The sequence below is a fragment of the Candidatus Accumulibacter sp. ACC003 genome, assembly GCF_907163085.1.
Taxonomy (GTDB): domain Bacteria; phylum Pseudomonadota; class Gammaproteobacteria; order Burkholderiales; family Rhodocyclaceae; genus Accumulibacter.
On record NZ_CAJQTX010000006.1, the window covers coordinates 214,213 to 235,439 of the forward strand.

20 protein-coding genes are annotated in these 21,227 nt (G+C 65.8%); 13 read left to right on the forward strand and 7 right to left on the reverse strand.

The features are described 5' to 3' along the window. Position 1: 1 nt before the first annotated feature. The 9 genes from rlmN (at position 2) to QZ656_RS14275 (ending at position 9,537) form a co-directional block, all read left to right on the forward strand. The gene (rlmN, locus tag QZ656_RS14235; RefSeq protein WP_291994024.1) at positions 2-1,123 is read left to right on the forward strand and encodes a 23S rRNA (adenine(2503)-C(2))-methyltransferase RlmN; all 1,122 of its coding nucleotides are present in this window, start codon (positions 2-4) and stop codon (positions 1,121-1,123) included. After that, positions 1,120-1,926: a type IV pilus biogenesis/stability protein PilW gene (gene pilW / locus QZ656_RS14240; RefSeq protein ID WP_291994025.1), complete on the forward strand. Its 807-nt coding sequence runs from the start codon at positions 1,120-1,122 to the stop codon at positions 1,924-1,926. Before rlmN ends, pilW begins: the two co-directional genes overlap by 4 nt. Beyond that, complete coding sequence (locus QZ656_RS14245) at positions 1,923-2,897, forward strand: RodZ domain-containing protein (RefSeq protein ID WP_291994026.1); 975 nt, start codon at positions 1,923-1,925, stop codon at positions 2,895-2,897. The genes pilW and QZ656_RS14245 overlap by 4 nt, the downstream gene beginning before the upstream one ends. 25 nt (positions 2,898-2,922) lie before the next feature. Then, positions 2,923-4,167 carry a flavodoxin-dependent (E)-4-hydroxy-3-methylbut-2-enyl-diphosphate synthase gene (gene ispG / locus QZ656_RS14250; protein WP_291994218.1) on the forward strand — a complete coding sequence of 415 codons (1,245 nt, stop codon included), beginning with the start codon at positions 2,923-2,925 and terminating at the stop codon, positions 4,165-4,167. Continuing rightward, a complete protein-coding gene (gene hisS, locus QZ656_RS14255) occupies positions 4,167-5,465 on the forward strand; it encodes a histidine--tRNA ligase (RefSeq protein WP_291994027.1) in 1,299 nt (432 codons plus the stop codon). The genes ispG and hisS overlap by 1 nt, the downstream gene beginning before the upstream one ends. Next, entirely contained in the window at positions 5,465-6,124 is a 660-nt protein-coding gene (locus QZ656_RS14260; protein ID WP_291994028.1) for a tetratricopeptide repeat protein, read from the forward strand. Before hisS ends, QZ656_RS14260 begins: the two co-directional genes overlap by 1 nt. Further along, positions 6,124-7,263 (forward strand): outer membrane protein assembly factor BamB, encoded by a 1,140-nt coding sequence (bamB, locus tag QZ656_RS14265; RefSeq protein ID WP_291994029.1) that lies wholly within the window; start codon positions 6,124-6,126, stop codon positions 7,261-7,263. Before QZ656_RS14260 ends, bamB begins: the two co-directional genes overlap by 1 nt. 49 nt (positions 7,264-7,312) lie before the next feature. Beyond that, positions 7,313-8,755 (forward strand): ribosome biogenesis GTPase Der, encoded by a 1,443-nt coding sequence (gene der, locus QZ656_RS14270; protein ID WP_291994030.1) that lies wholly within the window; start codon positions 7,313-7,315, stop codon positions 8,753-8,755. Positions 8,756-9,012: 257 nt separating this feature from the next. Continuing rightward, positions 9,013-9,537 carry a low molecular weight protein-tyrosine-phosphatase gene (locus QZ656_RS14275; protein WP_291994031.1) on the forward strand — a complete coding sequence of 175 codons (525 nt, stop codon included), beginning with the start codon at positions 9,013-9,015 and terminating at the stop codon, positions 9,535-9,537. A gap of 572 nt (positions 9,538-10,109) precedes the next feature. Here the strand turns inward: QZ656_RS14275 and QZ656_RS14280 are convergent. The 6 genes from QZ656_RS14280 to QZ656_RS14305 form a co-directional block, all read right to left on the reverse strand. After that, a complete protein-coding gene (locus tag QZ656_RS14280) occupies positions 10,110-11,498 on the reverse strand; it encodes a phosphomannomutase/phosphoglucomutase (protein ID WP_291994032.1) in 1,389 nt (462 codons plus the stop codon). 1 nt (position 11,499) lies between these two features. Continuing rightward, the gene (locus QZ656_RS14285) at positions 11,500-12,471 is read right to left on the reverse strand and encodes a hydrolase (protein ID WP_291994033.1); all 972 of its coding nucleotides are present in this window, start codon (positions 12,469-12,471) and stop codon (positions 11,500-11,502) included. Continuing rightward, on the reverse strand, positions 12,468-12,917 hold the full coding sequence (locus tag QZ656_RS14290) for a nuclear transport factor 2 family protein (protein ID WP_291994034.1): 450 nt from the start codon (positions 12,915-12,917) through the stop codon (positions 12,468-12,470). Before QZ656_RS14290 ends, QZ656_RS14285 begins: the two co-directional genes overlap by 4 nt. Next, positions 12,914-13,930: a lipopolysaccharide heptosyltransferase II gene (gene waaF / locus QZ656_RS14295; RefSeq protein WP_291994035.1), complete on the reverse strand. Its 1,017-nt coding sequence runs from the start codon at positions 13,928-13,930 to the stop codon at positions 12,914-12,916. The genes QZ656_RS14290 and waaF overlap by 4 nt, the downstream gene beginning before the upstream one ends. Before the next feature lie 55 nt (positions 13,931-13,985). Continuing rightward, positions 13,986-14,183 carry a zinc-finger domain-containing protein gene (locus QZ656_RS14300; RefSeq protein ID WP_291994036.1) on the reverse strand — a complete coding sequence of 66 codons (198 nt, stop codon included), beginning with the start codon at positions 14,181-14,183 and terminating at the stop codon, positions 13,986-13,988. Between the two features lie 74 nt (positions 14,184-14,257). Further along, positions 14,258-15,178, reverse strand: a complete 921-nt coding sequence (locus QZ656_RS14305) for a branched-chain amino acid transaminase (RefSeq protein WP_291994037.1) — start codon at positions 15,176-15,178, stop codon at positions 14,258-14,260. 106 nt (positions 15,179-15,284) lie between these two features. On the opposite strand from QZ656_RS14305, the gene QZ656_RS14310 reads away from it, so the two are divergent. Genes QZ656_RS14310 through QZ656_RS14325 form a run of 4 tightly spaced genes read left to right on the forward strand, consistent with a single transcriptional unit; the run spans position 15,285 to position 18,768 of the window. Beyond that, positions 15,285-15,731 (forward strand): NUDIX hydrolase, encoded by a 447-nt coding sequence (locus tag QZ656_RS14310; protein WP_291994038.1) that lies wholly within the window; start codon positions 15,285-15,287, stop codon positions 15,729-15,731. Further along, a complete protein-coding gene (locus QZ656_RS14315) occupies positions 15,728-16,405 on the forward strand; it encodes a hypothetical protein (RefSeq protein ID WP_291994219.1) in 678 nt (225 codons plus the stop codon). The genes QZ656_RS14310 and QZ656_RS14315 overlap by 4 nt, the downstream gene beginning before the upstream one ends. Before the next feature lie 13 nt (positions 16,406-16,418). Beyond that, positions 16,419-17,519: a tRNA 2-thiouridine(34) synthase MnmA gene (gene mnmA / locus QZ656_RS14320; RefSeq protein ID WP_291994039.1), complete on the forward strand. Its 1,101-nt coding sequence runs from the start codon at positions 16,419-16,421 to the stop codon at positions 17,517-17,519. 43 nt (positions 17,520-17,562) lie between these two features. Beyond that, on the forward strand, positions 17,563-18,768 hold the full coding sequence (locus QZ656_RS14325; RefSeq protein ID WP_291994040.1) for an MFS transporter: 1,206 nt from the start codon (positions 17,563-17,565) through the stop codon (positions 18,766-18,768). Positions 18,769-18,844: 76 nt separating this feature from the next. Here the strand turns inward: QZ656_RS14325 and QZ656_RS14330 are convergent, their stop codons facing one another. Beyond that, a complete protein-coding gene (locus QZ656_RS14330) occupies positions 18,845-21,154 on the reverse strand; it encodes a Tex family protein (protein ID WP_291994041.1) in 2,310 nt (769 codons plus the stop codon). Between the last annotated feature and the right edge of the window lie 73 nt (positions 21,155-21,227).

A 21,227-nucleotide genomic window follows, 5' to 3' on the forward strand; every position in this document is an offset into this window, starting at 1 on the left:
GATGGCGATCAACCTGCTCGACCTCGACGCCGCCAGCCTGACAGCTTTTCTTGCCGGGCACGGTCAGAAGCCTTTCCGTGCCCGGCAGCTGCTGCGCTGGATGCATCGCTTCGGGCAGAGTGATTTCGACGCGATGACCGATCTGGCCAGGAGTCTGCGCGAGAAGCTTCATGAGATCGCGCTGGTGCGGCCACCGACGGTCGTCGCCGACCGCCTCTCCGACGACGGGACGCGCAAGTTCCTGTTCGACGTCGGCGGCGGCAACGCCGTCGAGTCGGTGTTCATTCCGGAGGACGATCGGGGAACGCTGTGCATCTCGACGCAGGCCGGTTGCGCGCTCGATTGCTCATTTTGTTCGACCGGCAAGCAGGGCTTCAACCGCAACCTGACGGTCGCCGAAATCATTGGCCAGTTGTGGCAGGCCGGGCATGCGCTCGGCGCTTACCAGTGCGGTACAACGCAAACGCCCGAGCGGCTGATCAGCAACGTCGTCCTGATGGGGATGGGCGAACCCTTGGCCAACCTCGACAACACGGTCATGGCGCTGCGCCTGATGCTTGACGACAACGCTTATGGCCTTTCCCGCCGTCGGGTCACCGTTTCCACCTCGGGCCTGGTGCCGGCGATGGACCGTCTGCGCGATGAGTGTCCCGTCGCCCTGGCGGTTTCGCTGCACGCGCCCAACGACGGCTTGCGCGACGAACTGGTGCCGATCAATCGGAAATACCCGCTGTCGCAGCTGCTGGCGGCGTGCCGCCGCTATCTCGACAAGGCGCCACGCGATTTCGTCACTTTCGAATACGTCATGCTCGACGGGGTCAATGACTCCGACGCGCAGGCGCACGAGTTGCTGGCGCTGACCCGCGATGTGCCGTGCAAGTTCAACCTGATCCCCTTCAACCCGTTTCCGGGCTCGCCTTATCGCCGCTCGCCACAGTTGCGTATTCGGCGTTTTGCCGAGATTCTACTGGCCGCCGGGGTGGTCACGACGACGCGCAAGACGCGTGGCGACGACATCGACGCGGCGTGTGGGCAGCTCGCCGGGCAGGTTCTCGACCGGACTCAGCGTACTTCGCGCCGAAGCTTCGCCATCCACCTGCAAGCCGGCGAGGCCGGCCGATGAACAAGGCCGCCTGCGCGCTTGTCGCCTTGCTGAGTGTCAGCGCCTGCTCGTCCGGACTCTTCTCTTCAGGCCGTCAGACGACCAAGCCCGCCGAGGAAGAAACCGACTCGCGGCGGCCGACACCGCCCCGCGACAACCGCACGCGCGCCAAGTTGCATACCGATCTCGGCTCGCTGTACCTGCAGAACAAGAATTACTCGGTGGCGCTGGAAGAACTGACGATGGCCATCGTCGTCGACCCGGACTATGCAAAAGCGTACGGGACGCGTGGTCTGGTGCTGTTCTACATCGGCGAAACGCAACTCGCCGACGGCGATTTTCAGCGTGCCTCGAGTCTGGACGCCAACGACCCCGAGCTGCAGAACAACTACGGCTGGTTCCTTTGCCAGATTGGCAGAGAGAAGGAGGCGCTGCCGATGTTGCAGCGGGCCATGAAGAACCGCTTGTACGAGACGCCCGAGCGCGCCTATCTGAATGCCGGTGCCTGCTACATCAAGCTCGGTGATCTTGAAACCGCCGAGGGCTTGATCGAGCACAGCCTGCGGATCGTCCCAAATAACCCGCAGGCGCTGCTGCAGCTCGCCGACATCAACTACCGGCGCGGTGATCTGGATGGCGCCAGTCGGCAGCTCGCAGACCTGACCCGCAAGGCCAAGCCAAATGCCGAGGCGCTGTGGCTGATGGTGCGTGTCAAACGAAAGCTCGGCGATCGTCTCGCCGAAGCCCGCTATGCCGCCCAGTTGAAGCGAAACTTCCCGCTCTCGCCTGAGGCTCAGGAACTGCTGAAAGGCAACTTCGAATGAGTGAACAATCCCTTTTCTCAACGCCTGCCGAGCAGCCCCGCGAGCCGACGGCGGCCGCGCCGACGTTGCCGCAGGTCGCCACCGTCGGTCAGCAACTGCGCGCGGCCCGTGAAGCGCGAAACCTCAGCGTCGCCGATGCCGCGCAGTCCTTGAAGCTTGGGCCCAAGCAGGTCGTCGCCCTGGAGAGTGAGGACTGGTCGTCATTACCCGGCAATACGATGATTCGCGGTTTCGTCCGCAATTACGCACGCCTGCTCAATCTGGACGCCGATGCCCTGATGCGCGGGCTAGACGCGGAGCAAATGCAGCGAACCCTGCACCTGCACGTCTCGGCCGGCACCAGTGCCAGCTTGCCGCAGACCGGCAACCGCGCCGAGCGCCGCGACTATTTGGCGATCATTGGTGGCCTACTGCTGCTGGCCTTGGCGGTGCTGGCGTATATGTACATTGCGCCGGGCTTCTGGGAGGAACAGCTGGCGGCGCTGACTGGCAGTAGCAGCCAGCAAGCTAGCGGCGAAGCAGCTGCGCCAACCGTGGCCGACGCGACGGCGCCGACAGCCGCCGCGGTCGACTCGCCGCCGGCGACGGCGACTGCCAGCGCGTTGGCAGTCGCCGCGGCGAACCCGGCGGGGTCCGCGTCGCAGACTCCGTCGGCGCGCACCGAAGTCGCGGCGGCGGCTGCCAGTCCGGCCAAGCCGGCAGCCAAGCCTGAAGTCAAGCTGGAAGCAGCCGCCGCCAACGGACTCAAGCTTCGCTTCGCGCAGCCGTCCTGGATCGAGGTGATCGACGCTCGTGGGCAGGTTGTCGCAACGGGTTTCAAACCGGCAGACAGTCAACTGGAAATCACCGGGGAGCCGCCGTTCTCGCTGGTTCTTGGCAATGCGCGATACGTTACTGCCGAGTACCAGGGCAAGACCATCGACCTCGAGCCGCATACCAGCAAGGGCGTGGCGCGGCTCACCGTCAAATGAGGATCTCGCTACCGGTGGACAGCAAATCGTGACGCCCTCGCTGCCCGGCGCGCGCCGTCGGCCGACGCGCGCCGTCAAAATTGGCCAGGTCACCGTCGGTGGTGAGGCGCCGGTGGTCGTCCAGTCGATGACCAATACCGATACCGTCGACGCCGTCCGGACGGCGATCCAGTGCGCCGAACTGGCGGGCGCCGGCTCGGAGCTGGTGCGGATCACGGTCAACACGCCAGCGGCGGCGGCGGCGGTGCCGGCGATTCGCAAGCAGCTCGACCGCATGGGCGTCGATGTACCGCTGATCGGCGATTTCCACTATAACGGCCACCGGCTGCTCGCTGAGCATCCGGAATGCGCCGCCGTGCTGGCCAAGTACCGGATCAATCCGGGCAACGTCGGCCACGGCAGAAAGCGTGACGAGCAGTTCTCGCAGATGATCGAAACGGCGTGTCGCCACGACAAGCCGGTACGCATCGGCGTGAACTGGGGCAGCCTCGATCAGGAGCTGCTGGCGCGCATCATGGATCAAAACGCCCGCCGCGCCGAGCCCAGAGACGCGATCGAGGTGATGCGCGAAGCGATGGTCGCTTCGGCGCTCGAGTCGGCGGCGCGCGCCGAGGAAATCGGCCTGCCCGGCGACCGGATCATCCTGTCGTGCAAGGTGTCGGGAGTCCAGGATCTGATCGCCATCTATCGCGAGCTGTCGCGTCGCTGCGATTATCCCTTGCACCTCGGCCTGACCGAAGCCGGCATGGGCTCCAAGGGCATCGTCGCGTCGACCGCGGCGATGGCCGTCGTCTTGCAGGAGGGTATCGGTGATACCATCCGCGTCTCCCTGACCCCCGAACCGGGCGGCAAGCGGACGCAAGAGGTTGTCGTCGCGCAGGAGATGTTGCAGACCATGGGTCTGCGAGCCTTTACGCCGATGGTCGTCGCGTGTCCGGGTTGCGGCCGGACGACCAGTAGCTTCTTTCAGGAATTGGCGCAGTCGATCCAGGCACACGTCCGCGAACGGATGCCGCAATGGCGCGGCGAGTACGACGGCGTCGAGAACATGACTCTGGCGGTGATGGGTTGCGTGGTCAATGGGCCTGGCGAGAGCAAGCATGCCAATATTGGCATCAGCCTGCCCGGAACCGGCGAAACGCCGGCCGCGCCGGTGTTCGAGGATGGCGCCAAAACCGTCACCCTGCGCGGTGATCATATTGCCGAGGAATTCACCGCCATCGTCGATGCTTACGTGGCGCGTCACTATCAGCGAAAGTATACGGCTTGATGAGTACTCCGAAGATCCAGTCCGTTCGCGGGATGAACGACGTCCTGCCCGATCAGGCCGAATTCTGGGACCTCTTCGAGGAGACCATCCGCTCGTGGCTGAAGAGCTACGGTTACCGGCCGCTGCGTCTGCCGATCGTCGAGCCGACGCCGCTGTTCAAGCGCGCCATCGGCGAAGTGACCGACATCGTCGAGAAGGAGATGTACTCGTTTGTCGATAGCCTCAACGGCGAGCCGCTGACCTTGCGTCCCGAGGGCACTGCCGGTTGCGTGCGCGCGGTGATCCAGCACAGTCTGATTGCCCAGCAGGCGCAGCGGCTGTACTACATGGGGCCGATGTTTCGCCACGAGCGACCACAGAAAGGGCGCTACCGCCAGTTTCACCAGGTCGGCGTCGAAGCGCTGGGCTTCGACGGTCCGGACATCGACGCCGAGCAGATCCTGATGGGTGCCCGGCTGTGGGGCGACCTCGGGCTGGGCGGCATCAGCCTGCAGCTCAACACCCTCGGACAGTCGGCCGAGCGCGCCGGCCATCGCGCCGAATTGATCGCTTATTTCGAGCGCCACAGCGAACGCCTCGATGACGACGCCAGGCGGCGGCTGCACAGCAATCCGCTGCGCATCCTCGACAGCAAGAACCCGGAACTGCAGGAGGTGATCCTTGGCGCACCGCAGCTGATCGATCACCTGGGCGCCGAGTCGCTGGCGCATTTCGATGGTGTTCAGCAGGTGCTGCGCGACGCCGGCCAGCCGTTCACGATCAATCCGCGCCTGGTGCGTGGCCTCGACTACTATAACCTGACCGTTTTCGAGTGGGTGACCGACCGCCTTGGCGCGCAGGGAACGGTCTGTGCCGGCGGTCGTTACGACGGTCTGGTCGAGCAGTTGGGCGGCAAACCGGCACCCGCCTGCGGTTTCGCGATGGGAGTCGAGCGGCTAATCGCGCTGATTGCCGAGGCCGGCGGCGAGACCACCGCGCCGGCGGTCGATGTGTACCTCGTTCATCAGGGCGCGGACGCTTCGCGTCTGGCGGCGCGCGTCGCCGAAGGCCTGCGCGACCAGGGCATCGATGTCTTGTTTCATTGTGGTGGAGGTAGCTTCAAGTCGCAGATGAAGAAAGCCGACGCTTCCGGAGCGGCCTTTGCCGTAATCATCGGCGACGATGAGGCGACGGCTGGCGAGGTGACCCTCAAGCACTTGCGAGCGGTCGGCGAACAGCCGAACCAGCAGAAGCGCGTCAGCGTCGATCGCGTCGCCGATGAAATCATGAATTCCATAGTGGATTGGGAAGAATCGTAATGGCTACCTATGACCTCGAAGAACAGGAGCAGATCGCCGAGATCAAGGCCTGGTGGAAGCAGCACGGCAATCTGATCACCGGCATCGTGACCGCTGCGGCGCTCAGCGTTCTCGCCTGGCAAGGCTGGAACTACTACCAGCGCGGTCAGACGGCCAAGGCGGCGATGGTGTACGGCAGCCTGCAGAAGGCGGTTGTCGATAACAATTCGCAGGGCGTCAAGGCGGCGACTGGCGAACTGCTCGAGAAATTCGCGGGCACCACGTACGCGCCGCTGGCCGCCCTGACGGCCGCCCGCTTGATGGTTGACGCCGGCGATCCTAAAACCGCCAGCTTGCAGCTGCGCTGGGTGGTCGACAACGGGCGCGATGAGCTGCGCGACCTGGCGCGTTTGCGTCTGGCGGCCTTGTTGCTCGACGAACAGGCCTACGACGAAGCGCTAAAGCAACTCGATGGCAACGTCGGTGCCGGCTTTGCCGTTCGCTTTCTTGACAGCCGTGGCGACGTCTTCAGTATTCAGGGCAAGAAGGCCGACGCGCGTAGTGCTTACCAGGCGGCGCTGAGCAAGCTCGAGCAGGGCACCTTGCAGGCGTCGCAAACCGATGCCGCTTACCGCGAGCTGCTGCAGCTGAAGCTCGACGCGCTTGGCGAGAGCCGCTGATGAAGCGCGCTCTGCTCGTAGCACTGCTGCCGGCCTTGCTGGCCGGCTGTTCGTCGCTCGATTCGCTGAATCCGTTCTCCAGCAGTGGCCCGAAGATGGCTGAGCTGCAGCCGATTCAGAGCACCGCGCAGGCGCGTCTGGTCTGGCAGCAGAGCGTCGGCAAGGGTGACCCGTACACCTTCGTTCCCGCCGTCGTTGGTTCGTCGGTCTACGCGGCGGACCGCGACGGCAGCATCGCTCGCTTCGACGAGGGTCGTCGGGTGTGGAGCGTGCAGACCGAGAAGCCGCTCTCGGGCGGCGTCGGCGCCGATGAACGGATGCTCGTCGTCGGCTCGCGCAAGGGCGATCTGCTGGCCTTCGCCACCGCCGACGGCAAACTGCTGTGGGAGGCCAAGGCCAGCAGCGAGGTGCTGGCGCCACCGGCGGTGGCCGGCGGAATGGTCGTTGTGCGCAGTGGCGATCATCGTCTGGCTGCTTATGACGCGGCCGACGGTAGCCGCAAGTGGATCTACCAGCGGCCGATGCCGGCGCTGTCGGTGCGCGTGACCGCCGCGCCGGTGGTGGTCGACAAGTACGTCTTTAGCGGCTTTCCGGGCGGCAAGCTGATTGCCGTTAACCTCGATAATGGAGCGCCGATGTGGGAAGGAACCGTAGCCTTGCCGAAAGGCGCCACCGAGCTCGACCGCATTGCCGACGTCAGCAGCGTGCCGGTAATCGACGGGCGAATGATCTGCGCGGTCGCCTTCCAGGGCCGCGTGGCGTGTTTCGACCTCGGCAACGGCAATCTGATGTGGGCGCGTGACATTTCCAGCGCGGCGGGCTTGTCGATCGACAGCCGTTACGTCTATGTCTCCGACGATCACGGTGCCGTGCATGCCCTCGACAAAGCCAGCGGGGCGAGCATCTGGAAGCAGGACAAGCTGTTCATGCGACGTCTTACCGCGCCGCTGGCCAGCGGTGTGCTGGTTGCCGTCGCCGACGCCGAAGGCGTGGTGCACCTGCTGAGTCGCGACGACGGCTCGTTCGCGGCTCGTCTGAGCACCGACGGCAGCGCGGTGGTCGCGCCGCTGCAGCGCCTCGGTAACAATCTGCTGGTGCAGACTCGCAGCGGTGGCTTGTTCGCCATCGACGCGCAATGAGCCGGCCTGACGGCAGTTCCGCGGCGACCCCCGGGCATGGTGGTTCACGATGAAGCCGAGCATCGTTCTGGTCGGCCGTCCGAATGTCGGCAAGTCGACGCTGTTCAACCGGCTGACCAGGAGCCGCGACGCGCTGGTCGCCGATATTCCGGGTCTCACGCGTGATCGTCACTTCGGTCACGGCCGGCTCGGCAGCAAGCCCTATCTGGTGATCGACACCGGCGGCTTCGAGCCGCTTGCCAAGGACGGCATCATGCACCAGATGGCGCGCCAGGCCGAACAGGCGATCGACGAAGCCGACGTCGTCGTGCTGGTCGTCGATGGTCGCGCCGGGATCAGCGCGCTGGACAAGGAAATTGCCAATCGCCTGCGCCAGTCCGGGCGCCCGGTCCTCGTCGCCGTCAATAAGGCGGAAGGAATGAGTCACGGGGTGGTCGCCGCCGATTTCCACGAACTCGGGCTGGGTCAGCCGCTGCCGATATCGGCGGCGCACGGCGAAGGCGTGCGCGCGCTGATCGATCTGGCGCTCGAGGGTTTTCCCGAGCCGGCGGCCGACGAGCCTGCAGGCGACACCGTCAAGGTGGCCATCGTCGGGCGGCCGAACGTCGGCAAGAGTACGATGATCAACGCGCTGCTCGGCGAAGAGCGGATGATCGCTTTCGACCAGCCGGGAACGACCCGCGACGCTATCGAGGTCGATTTCGAGCGTGCCGGCAAGCAGTACACGCTGATCGACACCGCTGGCCTGCGGCGCCGCGGCAAGGTTTTCGAGACCATCGAGAAGTTCTCGGTGATCAAGACGCTGCAAGCGATCGAGAACGCCAACGTAGTGCTTCTGGTAGTCGACGCGCGCCAAGACATCTCCGACCAGGACGCGCATATCGCCGCCTTTATCCTCGAATCGGGGCGCGCGCTGGTGGTCGCCGTGAACAAGTGGGACAGTCTCGACTCCTACGTCCGCGAGCAGATCAAGGTGGCCCTCGAAGGTCAGCTGGCGTTCATCGACTTTGCCCGCTTCCACTACGTCTCGGCGCTCCGCGGGCAGGGCCTCGAGGCGCTGTTCCGCTCGGTCGATGCGGCCTACAAAGCGGCCACTGCCGATCTGCCGACGCCACAATTGACGCGCACCCTGATCGATGCCGTCGCCAGGCAGGCGCCGCCGCGCAATGGCCTGTTTCGGCCGAAGCTGCGCTACGCGCACCAGGGCGGCCGCAATCCGCCGCTGATCGTGATTCACGGTAACGCCCTCGACAAAATCCCGGAATCGTATCGCCGTTACCTCGAGCGTCTCTTCCGCGACGTCTTCAAGCTGCAGGGAACGCCGTTGCGGATTCAGTTCAACGTTTCCACCAACCCGTTTGCCGACAAGGTGGCGCCGCAGGTCAAGCGGCGCGAGCACCGGGCCTTCGGCAAGCCCGCAGCGGCAGCGCCAGCGAGACCCGGATCGGCAAAGCCTGCCGGCAAACCGCGAAGGCCGTCTGGCGCTCGCTGATCGGCGTCGTGGGATCGCCGCGAACAGTCGGTCAGGCCGGCCAGGCGCGCCGCGGCGCAGAGTTGCCGGGAAGCACCTCCATCAGCACCTTCAGGGTGACGGCAGCCGTGTGATTTTGTCGCTGAATCTGTACAATGCCGGCGCTCAGGTTGCGCTGACCCTCGTTTCAACGGATGATGAGGCCTGTTTGCTGTCTGCTTGCCGAGTTCGACGAGCGTGAATTGGCCCGGGAATGAAACCAATCTGGAAGATGGAAGGTGATCAAGGTTCTATTTGTTTGTATGGGCAATATCTGCCGCTCACCGACGGCAGAGGGCGTCGTTCGCCAGATGCTTTGCCAGAAAGGTCTGGCCGACAAGGTCGAAGTCGATTCGGCGGGGACGCATGGCTATCACGTCGGCGAGGCGCCCGATCAGCGCACCCAGCGTGCCGCCGCCAGTCGGCGCTATGACCTGAGCGACATGCGCGCGCGCAAGGTGGCGGCGCAGGATCTCGACTATTTCGACATGATTCTGGCCATGGACCACAGCAACCTCTCGGTCCTGCAACGCATCTGCCCGCCCGAAAAGCACGACCGTCTGGCGCTGTTCATGAGTTATTCCAAGAACTTTGACGACGACGAAGTTCCGGATCCCTACTATGGTCTGGGGCATGGCTTCGACCTGGTTCTCGACATGGTCGAAGATGCGGCCAATGGGCTGATCGAAAGTATCGAGCGACGCTTGCTCGATGAAGCCGCTGTCACGGCCGATGCCGCTCGCCAGGGGCAGCACACCAGCTGAGGAGCGGCGCCGGCATCGCCCGAGCGGCTGTTGCCCCAGTGGTAGAAAGCGTCCGGCGCCAGCGGCAGGTCGCGCAGATCTCGCCCGATTCGTCCCGTGCCGAGCTTGAACAAGCGCCCGGAAGCGCTAGTCGACGCTGTTCTGGATGCTCTCCAGGCCGTCGTTGAGTTCCTGCGTTTCGGCGGTCCTGATCTGCATTTCCTCGCTCGACGTCTCGAGTTCGTCGAGCACCGTCTGCAGGCGCTACTGGTCGAGGGCGGCACCCAGGCGTTCGGCGAACACGACGGCCAGCGAGCCTCTTCGCCGCTTGCATAGCCAGCGATCCAGACCCGAATATCGTCGCCGGGCGGCTTGCCGGCAAGGATGTTGGCGAGCACCTTGTCGAGCCGGGCAAAGGCCTCTCTGTCGCGAAAGAACGCCGTTACCGAAATCAGGATGTCCTTGCACAGTTTCTCAAGTTCCATCGGCGTCGCATCGACCACCTGCAGGTAATCGTGCAGCGTACCGAGGTGCTTGGGCTTGGCCGCCATCCGGCGTTCGATCCGACGCCACAGGGTCAAGCTCACCGGGTCTCAGAACGGCAGCAGAAGCCCCGGGCGGGCGCTGTTGAAGACGCGCCGAAAATCGTCCTGGATACGTTCGAGCGCGGCGTCGTTGTCGGCCTCGAAGCGCAGCACGACGACTGGCGTGGTATTCGATGGCCGCGCCAGACCGAAGCCGTCGGCATACTCGACGCGCAGGCCGTCGATGGTGATGATTTCGCGGGCGCCCTCGAAGTGGGCGTCACGGCGCAACTCGTCGATCAGCGCCAGCGGCTCGCCTTCGGCCATGGCAATGTTCAGCTCGGGCGTCGAACTGCTGTCGGGCAGCGCTTCCAGGAGCGCGTTGGCGTCGACCGCCCGCGAGACGATTTCGAGCAGCCGGGCGCCGGCGTAGAGGCCGTCGTCGAAGCCGAACCAGCGTTCCTTGAAGAATACGTGGCCGCTCATCTCGCCGGCCAGCGGCGCGCCGGTCTCCTTGAGCTTGGCCTTGACCAGCGCGTGCCCGGTCTTCCACATCAGCGGCTGGCCACCATGCTGGCGAATCCAGGGCGCCAGCAGACGCGTGCATTTGACGTCGTAGATGATCTGCTGGCCGGGATTGCGGCTGAGGACGTCGGCGGCAAAAAGCATCAGCTGGCGGTCCGGGTAGATGATCTGGCCGTCTTTGGTGACGACGCCGAGGCGGTCGCCATCGCCGTCGAAAGCCAGCCCGATTTCAGCGTCGCTGTAGCGCAGCGCGACCATCACGTCTTGCAGATTCTCGGGTTTGGAGGGGTCGGGATGATGGTTCGGGAAATTGCCGTCGACCTCGCAGAAGAGCTCGACGAGCTCGCAGCCGAGGGCGCGGAAGAGCTCGGGAGCGATGCCGCCGGCGACGCCGTTGCCGCAGTCGATGACCAGTTTCAGCGGCCGCGCCAGGCGGACGTCGGCGACGATGCGCGCCAGGTACGCCGGTCCGACGTCGGCGCTGCTGGCCTGGCCGGTGCCGTGGCGCAGGTCGCCGGCGTCGACGCGCCGGCGAATTCCCTGAATCGTCTCGCCGGCGAGCGTCTCGCCGCCGACGACCATTTTCAGGCCATTGTAGTCGGGCGGGTTGTGGCTGCCGGTGACCGCCACGCAACTGTCGCAGCCGAGGTGGTGGGCGGCGAAGTAGACCACCGGCGTCGGCACGCAGCCGACGTCGATGGTGTCGATGCCGGCCAGGCGGATTCCCTCCATCAACGCCGCCGCCAGCTCGGGCCCCGACAGGCGCCCGTCGCGACCGACGGCAATCGCCCGCTGGCCGCGTTCGGCGGCCAGCGAGCCGAGGCCGTGGCCGATGCGGCGGACGATCTCGGCGGTCAGCGTCTGGCCGACGATGCCGCGAATATCGTAGGCCTTGAAAATTTCGCTGGGGAGGGGGAGCTTGTTCTCGGACATTTCAAACCTCGTTCTGAAAATAATGAAGAATGCGCTGTGGCAGCCAGTCGAGCCGACCCGGCAGGGGCCCGCTGACGAAGCCGACGTGGCCGCCCGCGTCGGGGAAGTCGAGCTGCACAGCGCTGGCCACCTGGCTGGCTGTCGGCAGCGCCGACGCCGGCAGAAAAGGGTCGTTCAGCGCGTTGAGCACTAGCGTCGGCAGCCGGATGCCGCGCAGCCAGGGCTTGCTCGAAGCGCGTCGCCAGTAGTCGGCGGCGCTGCTGAAGCCGTGCAGGGGCGCGGTCACGACGTCGTCGAAGTCGTAAAGTGTGCGCGCCGAACGCATCGTTCCTTCGTCGAACACGCCGGGGTGGCGGCGCAGTTTTTCCGCGGCCTTGCGCTTGAGGGTGTACAGGAAGTGCCGCGTATAGACGCGGTTGAAACCCCGCGCGAGCTGCTCGCCAGAGGCGCGGAGATCGACCGGCGCACTGATCGCTGCCGCGGCGCGCAGGCAGGTGGCGGCCGCCGCTTCGCGTTCACCCAGCCATTTGAGCAGCGCGTTGCCGCCCAGAGAAACGCCGACCGCGTAGGTCGGCCGCGCCGGCCAGCGCTGCTGCAGACGCCGCAGGATCCAGTCGATCTCGGCGCTGTCGCCGGAATGGTAAGCGCGTGGCAGGCGATTGATTTCACCCGAACAGCCGCGGAAATGGACTACCACACCGGTCCAGCCGAGGGCCTGGCAGGCGGCCATCAGGCTGCGCGCGTAATGGCTGTGCGAACTGCCTTCAAGCCCGTGAAAGAGAACCAGCAGCGGCGTCGAGCCGGTGCCGCTGGCCGCTGCCGGCGGATCAGCCCAGTCGAGATCGATGAAGTCACCGTCGGGTGTCGGCCAGCGTTCGCGGCGGTAGGGCAGGGGAGCGGGTTTGATCAGCAGCGGGTAGATGGTCTGGGCGTGCCCACCGGCTAGCCAGTTCGGCGCACGGTAGCCGGTCAATGCAGCGTCCGTGAGGAATTCTCATCGCGTTCGCCGGCGGCCCGTTTGTCGGCCAGAGCGCGGTCGGCGGCGGTCGATGAATGGTGCGCGAGCAAGCGCCAGCCATTGCTGCCACGCTGAAAGACGTTGGTCGCCAGCATCGGTCCGTGGGCTTTTTCCTCGTCGCCGATGTACAGCGTTTCGACGACGTTGTGCACCGCCAGCAGCATGCTGTTCCAGCGCACGACGCGCGACAGGCGAACCTTGAGGCGCGGGTTGTTGGCGAAAATGCTGCGCCAGCTGTCACGGATCGCCGCCGGACCGTTCAGGCGCTGGCCGGTCGGGTGAATGCAGACGATCTCTTCGTCGTCGGCCCAGACGCTCATCAGGGCCAGCAGATCGGCGCGCGCAATGGCGTCGTAGAAAGCCGCTTCGACTTCCTGCGGGCTGGCGAAGACGGTGCTCATGCGCGGCTTTCGGAGAGGCAGGCGTCAAGCACGCGCTGCGGTTCGAGCTTGTTCAGGCAGTCGAGATGCTGCAGCGGACATTCGCGCTTGAAACAGGGGCTGCAGGAGAGCTGCAGGCTGATCACCTGCGCCCGCGGCGACAGCGGTGGCGTGAAGCCTGGCGACGACGAGCCATAGACGGCGATCAGCGGTCTGCCGAGCGCCGCGGCGACGTGCATCAGGCCCGAATCATTGCAGACCACGAACGACGCGGCGGCCAGTACGTCGATCGCCTGCGCCAGCGAGGTCTCGCCACAGAGGTTGCGCGGCGCCGTCGCCGGGCGTGCCTGGCTGACGATCTGCTCGGCGATCGGCCGGTCTTTCGCCGAGCCGAGCAGCCACACCGCGTAAGCGCGCTCGGCCAGCGCGTCGGCCAGCGTCACGAAGTGTCGCGCCGGCCAGCGCTTGGCCGGGCCGTACTCGGCGCCGGGGCAGAAAATCGCCAGTTTTTCAGGCCGATCGCCGCCGATCGCCGCCAGCGTCGCCGCCGCTTGCTCGCTGCTCGAAGTCAGACGCGGCAGTGGCAGCGGTCGCGGCAGCGGCTCGCCGGGCGCTTCAGCGAGCTGCGCGAAGCGCTCGGCCATTTGCGGCACCAGCAGCTTGTCGAGTACATGGCGTTGGTTGATCAGTCCGTAGCGCTTCTCGCCGATGAAGCCGATGCGTTCGGGAATGTCGGCAAAGAAGGGGATCAGCGCCGACTTGAGCGAATTGGGCAGCACGTAGGCGCGCTGGTAGCCGCGCTGCGCGAGCTCACGGGCGAGCCGGTGACGCGCTTTCAGCGACAGCTCGCCGTGCGTGAACGGGCTGTCGACAACTTGCGCGATCTCCGGCATCCGTTCGAGAACCGGCGCCACCCAGCGTGGTGCCAGGGCGTCGAGCTGCAGGTCGGGTGTGCGTTGATGCAGGCGCATGAACAGCGGCTGCGCGAGAACGGTGTCGCCGATCCACGACGGGGCGACAATCAGAGCTTTCATCGGCGGCGATCGAGCTGGCTGGCCCGGGCTGGCCGGGGCGGCTAGCCGCCGGCCCTCAGTGGTGCCCTTTCGGCAGTCCGCCCTTGAGGACGTAGTGGGCGCTGCAGTACGGACAGACCGCCTCGCCGGTATGCGCGATTTCGAGAAAGACGCGCGGATGTCTTGACCACAGCGGTGCGCCGTCGGTCGGGCAGTGCAGCGGCAGGTCCTTGGCGGTAATCTCGATGGGCTTCTGCGGAGTGGTCTGAGACATGGTGGCAACCTTGCAAGCGGGCGAACGGAGGGCTGGAGTGTCGGTGGCGGCTGAATTTGCTGTTGGCAAGCCGCTCAGACGTAGGTCAGCCAGTCGGCGTGCGCCGGCATGCGGCCGTTGACGCAGTCGAAGAACAGGCTCTGCAGTTGGGTGGTGATCGGGCCGCGGTGGCCGGCACCGATCTGCCGGTTGTCGAGTTCGCGAATCGGCGTCACCTCGGCGGCGGTGCCGGTGAAGAAGGCTTCGTCGGCGCAATAGACTTCGTCGCGCGTGATCCGCTTCTCGATCACCTGCAGGCCCAGTTCGTCGGCGAGTTGCAGGACCGATGCGCGGGTAATTCCCTCCAGGCACGACGTCAGGTCCGGCGTGTACAGCTTGCCGTGCTTGACGATGAAGATGTTTTCGCCAGCGCCCTCGGCGACGTAGCCGTCGACGTCGAGCAGCAGCGCTTCGTCGTAGCCGTCGTGTGCCACTTCCTGGTGCGCGAGGATCGAGTTGGTATAGGTGCCGACCGACTTCGAGCGGCACATGTTGATGTTCACGTGATGGCGGGTGAACGACGAGGTCTTGACGCGGATCCCTTTCTCCATGCCTTCGGCGCCGAGGTAGGCGCCCCATGGCCAGGCGGCGATGGCGACGTGCGTGCTGACGCCAGTGGCGGCGATGCCCATCGCTTCCGAACCGTAGAAGACGATCGGCCGGATGTAGCACGATTCGAGTTCGTTGGCGCGGACCACTTCCTTCTGCGCCTCGAGCAGCGTTTCCTTGTCATACGGCATCTTCATCTGGAAGATGTACGCCGAGTTGAACAGCCGGTCGGTGTGGTCCTCGAGACGGAAGATGGCGGTGCCCTGTTCGGCTTTGTAGGCGCGGACCCCCTCGAAAACACCCATCCCATAGTGCAGGGTATGCGTCAGCACGTGGGTGGTTGCCTGGCGCCACGGCACCAGTTGACCATCGTGCCAGATGAAACCGTCGCGATCTGCCATCGACATTTTCTTCGCTCCCTTTGCCGGAAATACTGAAGCGGAAATTCTAGCCGATTTCGCCCGCCGGTTGGCGGTAAAATGCCACGTTTGCCCTATCTGCAAGGCTCCTCGAATGGTCTGGAAACCGAATGTCACTGTCGCCGCCGTCGTCGAACGCGACGGCCGCTTCCTGCTCGTCGAAGAGGAAACCGAGTACGGGATTTGCTACAACCAGCCGGCGGGTCACCTCGAATGCCGCGAATCGTTGATCGACGCGGTGATCCGCGAGACCCGCGAAGAAACGGCCTACGCGTTCAATCCACAATACCTGGTCGGCGTCTACAACTGCCGCAACGAGGCCCGCGACGTGACCTACCTGCGTTTTTCCTTCGGCGGCGAGATCGGCGCCCACGATGCCGCTGCGCCGCTCGACACCGGTATCGTCGCCGCCCACTGGTTGACGGTCGACGAGATTCGCGCGCGCCAGGCGCAGCATCGCAGCCCGCTGGTGATGCGCTGCATCGACGACTGGCAGGCCGGCAGGCGCTACCCGCTGGAACTGCTGACGCATTGCCCGTGAGGTGCTGGCTGGCGCTGCTGCTGCTCGGCATCGCGCCGCTGACGCGCGCCGAGACGATCAGCGTTTGTTACAACTACGGCTGTCTGGCGCAGGCCGCGGTCAACTATGACGATCGCCAGCTCGCACAAGTGCGGGCCTTCCTGGCCGACGCACGGGATGCCGCCGACGAGCGCCAGCGGCTGTCGCTGGTAATCGGCTGGTTGCTCGGCTGGGCTGGCGAGCAGACGCCGATTGCCGCCGATCGTGGTGGCAATTTCGCTGACCAGGGCGTCGATGGGCGGATGGACTGCATCGATCACTCGACGACCAGCAGCCGCCTGCTGCGCTTGCTGGCCAGCCATGGCTGGCTGCGTTTTCACCGCGTCCTCGAGCCCGAGTACCGCGTGCGCTATCTGGTGCAGGTGCACTATTCGGCGCAGATCGAGGAAATCGGCGGCGCCGAGCCGCCGTCGGCAGAGGCCGCCGCGCGGCCGCGCTACGTCGTTGATAGCTGGTTTCGCGCCAACGGCGAGCCGGCGGTGGTGATGCCGCTGCCGAACTGGCTGGCCGGCCGCGAAGACGAAGCAGTCGACCAGGAAGGCGTGGCAGCAGCGGTGGCAGCGGCGGCAGACAATAACCAGAGCGCGGTGGCCGCGGTGGCCAGCCACGGCCCGAATCCAGACGGTGATCGCTAGCAAGGGCAAGCAGATGAACGAGGCAAAGAAAGTGGTCGTCGGCTTGTCCGGCGGCGTCGATTCGGCGGTGGCGGCGTGGCTGCTCAAGGAGCAGGGCTGGCACGTCGTCGGCCTGTTCATGAAGAACTGGCAGGACGACGACAGCGACGAGTATTGCTCGTCACGACAGGACCTGCTCGATGTCATCAGCGTCGCCGACGTGATCGGCATCGATGTCGAGGTGGTCAACTTCGCCGCCGAATACAAGGAGCGCGTTTTCGCCCACTTCCTGAAGGAATACCAGGCCGGGCGAACGCCAAACCCGGACGTGCTGTGCAACTCGGAGATCAAGTTCAGTGCCTTCCTCGAGCATGCGCTGAGCATCGGTGCCGATTTTATCGCCACCGGTCACTACGCCGGCGTGCGTGAATTCGCCGGCGCCTTCCAGTTACTCAAGGCCGAGGATGGCAGCAAGGACCAGAGTTATTTTCTGCATCGTCTCAATCAGCAGCAGCTGTCGAAAACGCTCTTTCCGCTGGCCGGGCTGTACAAGCGCGAGGTCCGCAAGATCGCCGAAGCCGCCGGTCTGCACGTCGCGCTGAAGAAGGATTCGACCGGTATCTGCTTCATCGGCGAACGACCTTTCAAGGAATTCCTGATGCGCTATCTGCCGCGGCAGAAGGGCGAGATTCGCGGCCTTGATGACGAGCGCCTGCTCGGTGAGCACGACGGCGTCGCCTACCACACCATCGGCCAGCGCAAGGGTCTGCACATCGGTGGCGTGAAAGGTGGCAAGAGCGGCGACAGCGGCGACCACGAGGCCTGGTTCGTCGCCCGCAAGGACCTCGCCAGCAACGTTCTATACGTCGTTCAGGGGCACGCGCACCCGGCGCTGCTGGCCGAAGAGCTGAGCGCCGCCGACCTGGCGTGGGTCGCCGGCGAGCCGCCGCATACGCACTGGGTGTACACCGCCAAGACGCGCTATCGGCAGGCCGACGCCGCCTGCGAGATCGAACGTGTAGACGCCGGCTCGTGTCTGCTGCACTTCGCCGAGCCGCAGTGGGCGGTGACGCCCGGCCAGTCGGTGGTGGTCTACGAAAGCCGCGTCTGCCTCGGTGGCGGCGTCATCGTTTGAACTCCGTCGCCGCCTCTGAGCGCGCGGCGAGCCGCGTCGGCCAATGAACACGCCAACGAGTACGCCCGCGTATCGGAAGAATATTGCGCTGCTGGCCGCCGCGCAGGCGCTGCTCCTGACCAACGGCGTAACGCTGGTGGCGATCAATGGCCTGCTCGGGCTGCAACTCGCCGCCGACAAGCGCCTGGCGACCTTGCCGATCACCACTTACGTCATCGGCGCGGCGCTGGCGGCCCTGCCGGCGGCGCTGTTCATGAAGCACTACGGCCGGCGGGCGGGTTTCATGCTCGGTGCGGCTTTCGGCGTCGGCGGCGCGCTGCTGTCGGCGGTCGCCGTATCGCTGAGCAGTTTCTGGTTGCTGTGCCTGGGGACGATTCTCGCCGGCATCTACAATGCCTTCGGCCAGCAGTACCGCTTCGCCGCCGTTGACGCGGCGCCGCTCGACTTCAGGAGCAAGGCGATTTCGCTGACCCTGGCTGGCGGCATCGTCGGCGGCGTGCTGGGTCCGCAGGTCGGCACGCTGACTCGCGGGCTGCTGCAGCCGACGTATCTGGCGAGCTACGCGGCGTTGGCCGGATTTGCCGCGCTGGCGATGCTGCTCGCCAGCCGTCTCGAGATTCCGTTGCTGCCGGTCAGCGAACAGCACGCTGCCGGCCGGCCGCTGCGCGTGCTGGCGCGGCAGCCCGAAGTGTTCGTCGCGGTCCTTGCCGCCGCCTGCGGCTACGCGACGATGAACCTGCTGATGACTGCGACGCCGCTGGCCATGGACATCTGCGGCCTGTCTTTCGCCGACACCGCGTTGATCCTGCAATGGCACGTGATCGGCATGTTCGCGCCGTCGTTCTTCACCGGCGACCTGATCAAGCGCTGCGGCGTGTTGCCCGTTCTGCTGGCCGGTGCGGCGCTGCTCTTCGCGTGCATCGCCATCGCCCTGGCGGGAGTTAGCCTGATGCATTTCTGGTGGGCGCTATTGCTGCTCGGGATCGGCTGGAACTTTCTTTTCGTCGGCGGCACGACGCTGCTCACCGACGCCTGCCGTGCCGAGGAAAAAGCCAAGGTGCAGGGCAGCAACGACTTCATCGTCCTCGGCGTGCAGGGGGTGACGTCCCTGGCCGCCGGCGTGTTGGTCAGCGACGGCGGTTGGACGACGCTGAACGCGCTGGCGCTGCCGATCGTCGCGCTGACGACGCTGGTCAGCCTGCTCTGGGCGCTGGCGCGGCGGCGCGGCAGGAGCCGCGCCAGTCACTGAGGGATTGGCGCCGAGCTGGTGGGTGCTGATCGCGATCGCCTGGCGACGCGGCGGCCGCCGCCTGGCTGGCGATCTTTCAGCGCTTCAGGCGGGCAAAGGCGCTGGCCATCGCGCTGCTCGCTGCCGGCTGGCTGTTCTGGCGTTGCCGGGCCCTGGCCGACAGTGGCGCCGCCGCCATTTTGCTGGCGCTCGGCAGCTCGTCGGCGAGACGCATGCTGAGCGCGATGCGTTGCCGCGGCAGGTCGACTTCGAGGACCTTGACCTTGACCACGTCGCCGGCCTTGACCACCGTGCGCGGATCCTTGACGAAGCTGTTGGCGATCGCCGAGATGTGCACCAGCCCGTCCTGATGGACGCCGATGTCGACGAAGGCGCCGAAGTTGGCGACGTTGGTGACCACGCCTTCGAGGATCATTCCCGGCTGCAGGTCCTTGAGCGCTTCGACGCCGTCGCGGAAGGCCGCGGTCTTGAATTCGGGGCGCGGGTCGCGGCCGGGTTTTTCGAGTTCCTTGAGGATGTCGCGGACGGTCGGCAGGCCAAACTTCTCGTCGGTGTATTTCTCGGCGACCAGTGCCTTGAGCAGGCGCGTGTCGCCGATGCACTCGCCGATGCTTTTCTTGATGTCGGCGAGGATGCGCTCGACCAGCGGGTAGGCCTCGGGGTGCACCGCCGAGGCGTCGAGCGGGTTGTCGCTGTCGTTGATGCGCAGGAAGCCGGCGGCCAGCTCGAAGGTCTTCTCGCCGAGGCGGGGAACCGCCTTGAGCGCTTGCCGGCTGGCGAAGGCGCCGTGCTGGTCGCGGTAGGCGACGATGTTCGTCGCCAGCGTCGGGCTGAGCCCCGAAACGCGCGTCAGCAGCGGCACCGAGGCGGTGTTGACGTCGACGCCGACGGCATTGACGCAGTCCTCGACGACGGCGTTCAGCGCCCTCGCCAGACGCGTCTGGCTGACGTCGTGCTGGTACTGGCCAACGCCGATCGACTTCGGATCGATCTTCACCAGTTCGGCCAGCGGATCCTGCAGCCGGCGGGCGATCGACACCGCACCGCGCAGGCTGACATCGACGTCCGGGAACTCGCGCGAGGCGTACTCGGAAGCCGAATAGACCGAAGCGCCGGCCTCGGAAACGACGATCTTGCGCAGGCCAAGCGCCGGCTGCCGCTCGATCAGCTCGGCCGCCAGGCGGTCGGTTTCGCGCGACGCCGTGCCGTTGCCGATGCTGATCAGGCCGACCTGATGCTTGCCCGCCAGCAGCGCCAACTGCTGCAGCGCGCCGTCCCAATCGCGGCGCGGCTCGTGCGGAAAAATCGTCGCCGTCGCCAGCAGTTTGCCGGTAGCGTCGACGACGGCGACCTTGACGCCGGTGCGCAGACCGGGGTCGAGGCCCATCGTGGCGTGCTTGCCGGCCGGTGCGGCGAGCAGCAGGTCGTGCAGGTTGGCGCCGAAAACACGGATCGCTTCGGCTTCGGCGCGCTCGCGCAGGGCGCTCATCAGCTCGAGTTCGAGGTGCAGCGAAACCTTGATCCGCCACGTCCAGCGGACCGTGTCGGCGAGCCATTTGTCGGCCGGCCGGCGACGATCGACGATCCCGTAGCGCAGCGCGATGCGCGTCTCGCAGTGGTTGGGCGCGCTGGCCTTCTCTTCGACTTCGTTGTCGAGGACCAGCGCCAGTTGCAGCAGGCCCTCGTTGCGGCCGCGGAACAGCGCCAGCGCCCGATGCGACGGGATCAAAAGGATCGCTTCGGCGTAGGCAAAGTAATCCTGGAACTTGGCTGCTTCGCTCTCCTTGCCAGCGACGACGGTCGAGCGGACGTAGCCGTGCGCCTCGAGATACGCGCGCAGTTCGCCGAGCAGGCCGGCGTCTTCGGCGAAGCGCTCCATGAGGATCTGGCGGGCGCCGTCGAGGACGCTCTTGACGTCGGCAAAGCCGGCTTCGGCGTTGACATAGGGCGCGGCCTCGACTTCGGGGGTCAGCGTCGGGTCGGCCAACAAGGCTTCGGCGAGTGGTGTCAGGCCGGCCTCGCGGGCGATCTGCGCCTTGCTACGGCGCTTCGGCTTGTACGGCAGGTAGAGGTCTTCGAGACGCTGCTTGGTTTCTGCAGCGGCAATCTCGGCGGCCAGCGCCGGCGTCAGCTGGCCCTGTTCGTCGATCGACGCGACGATCGCCGCGCGTCGCTCTTCGAGCTCGCGCAGGTAGACCAGGCGTTCGTCGAGCAGGCGCAACTGGATGTCGTCGAGGCCGCCGGTCACCTCCTTGCGGTAGCGAGCAATGAACGGCACCGTCGCCCCCTCGTCGAGCAGCGCCGCGGTGGCGACGACCTGCTGGGGCTGGCAGCCAATTTCTTCGGCAATCTTGCGGGCGATAGCTTGTTCGGTCGGTGACGGCATGGCGGTTGGATGCGACTCGATGGCCGGCTGAAAAAAGCGCGAACTATGCCCAATCAGGCAGCAAAACTCAAGG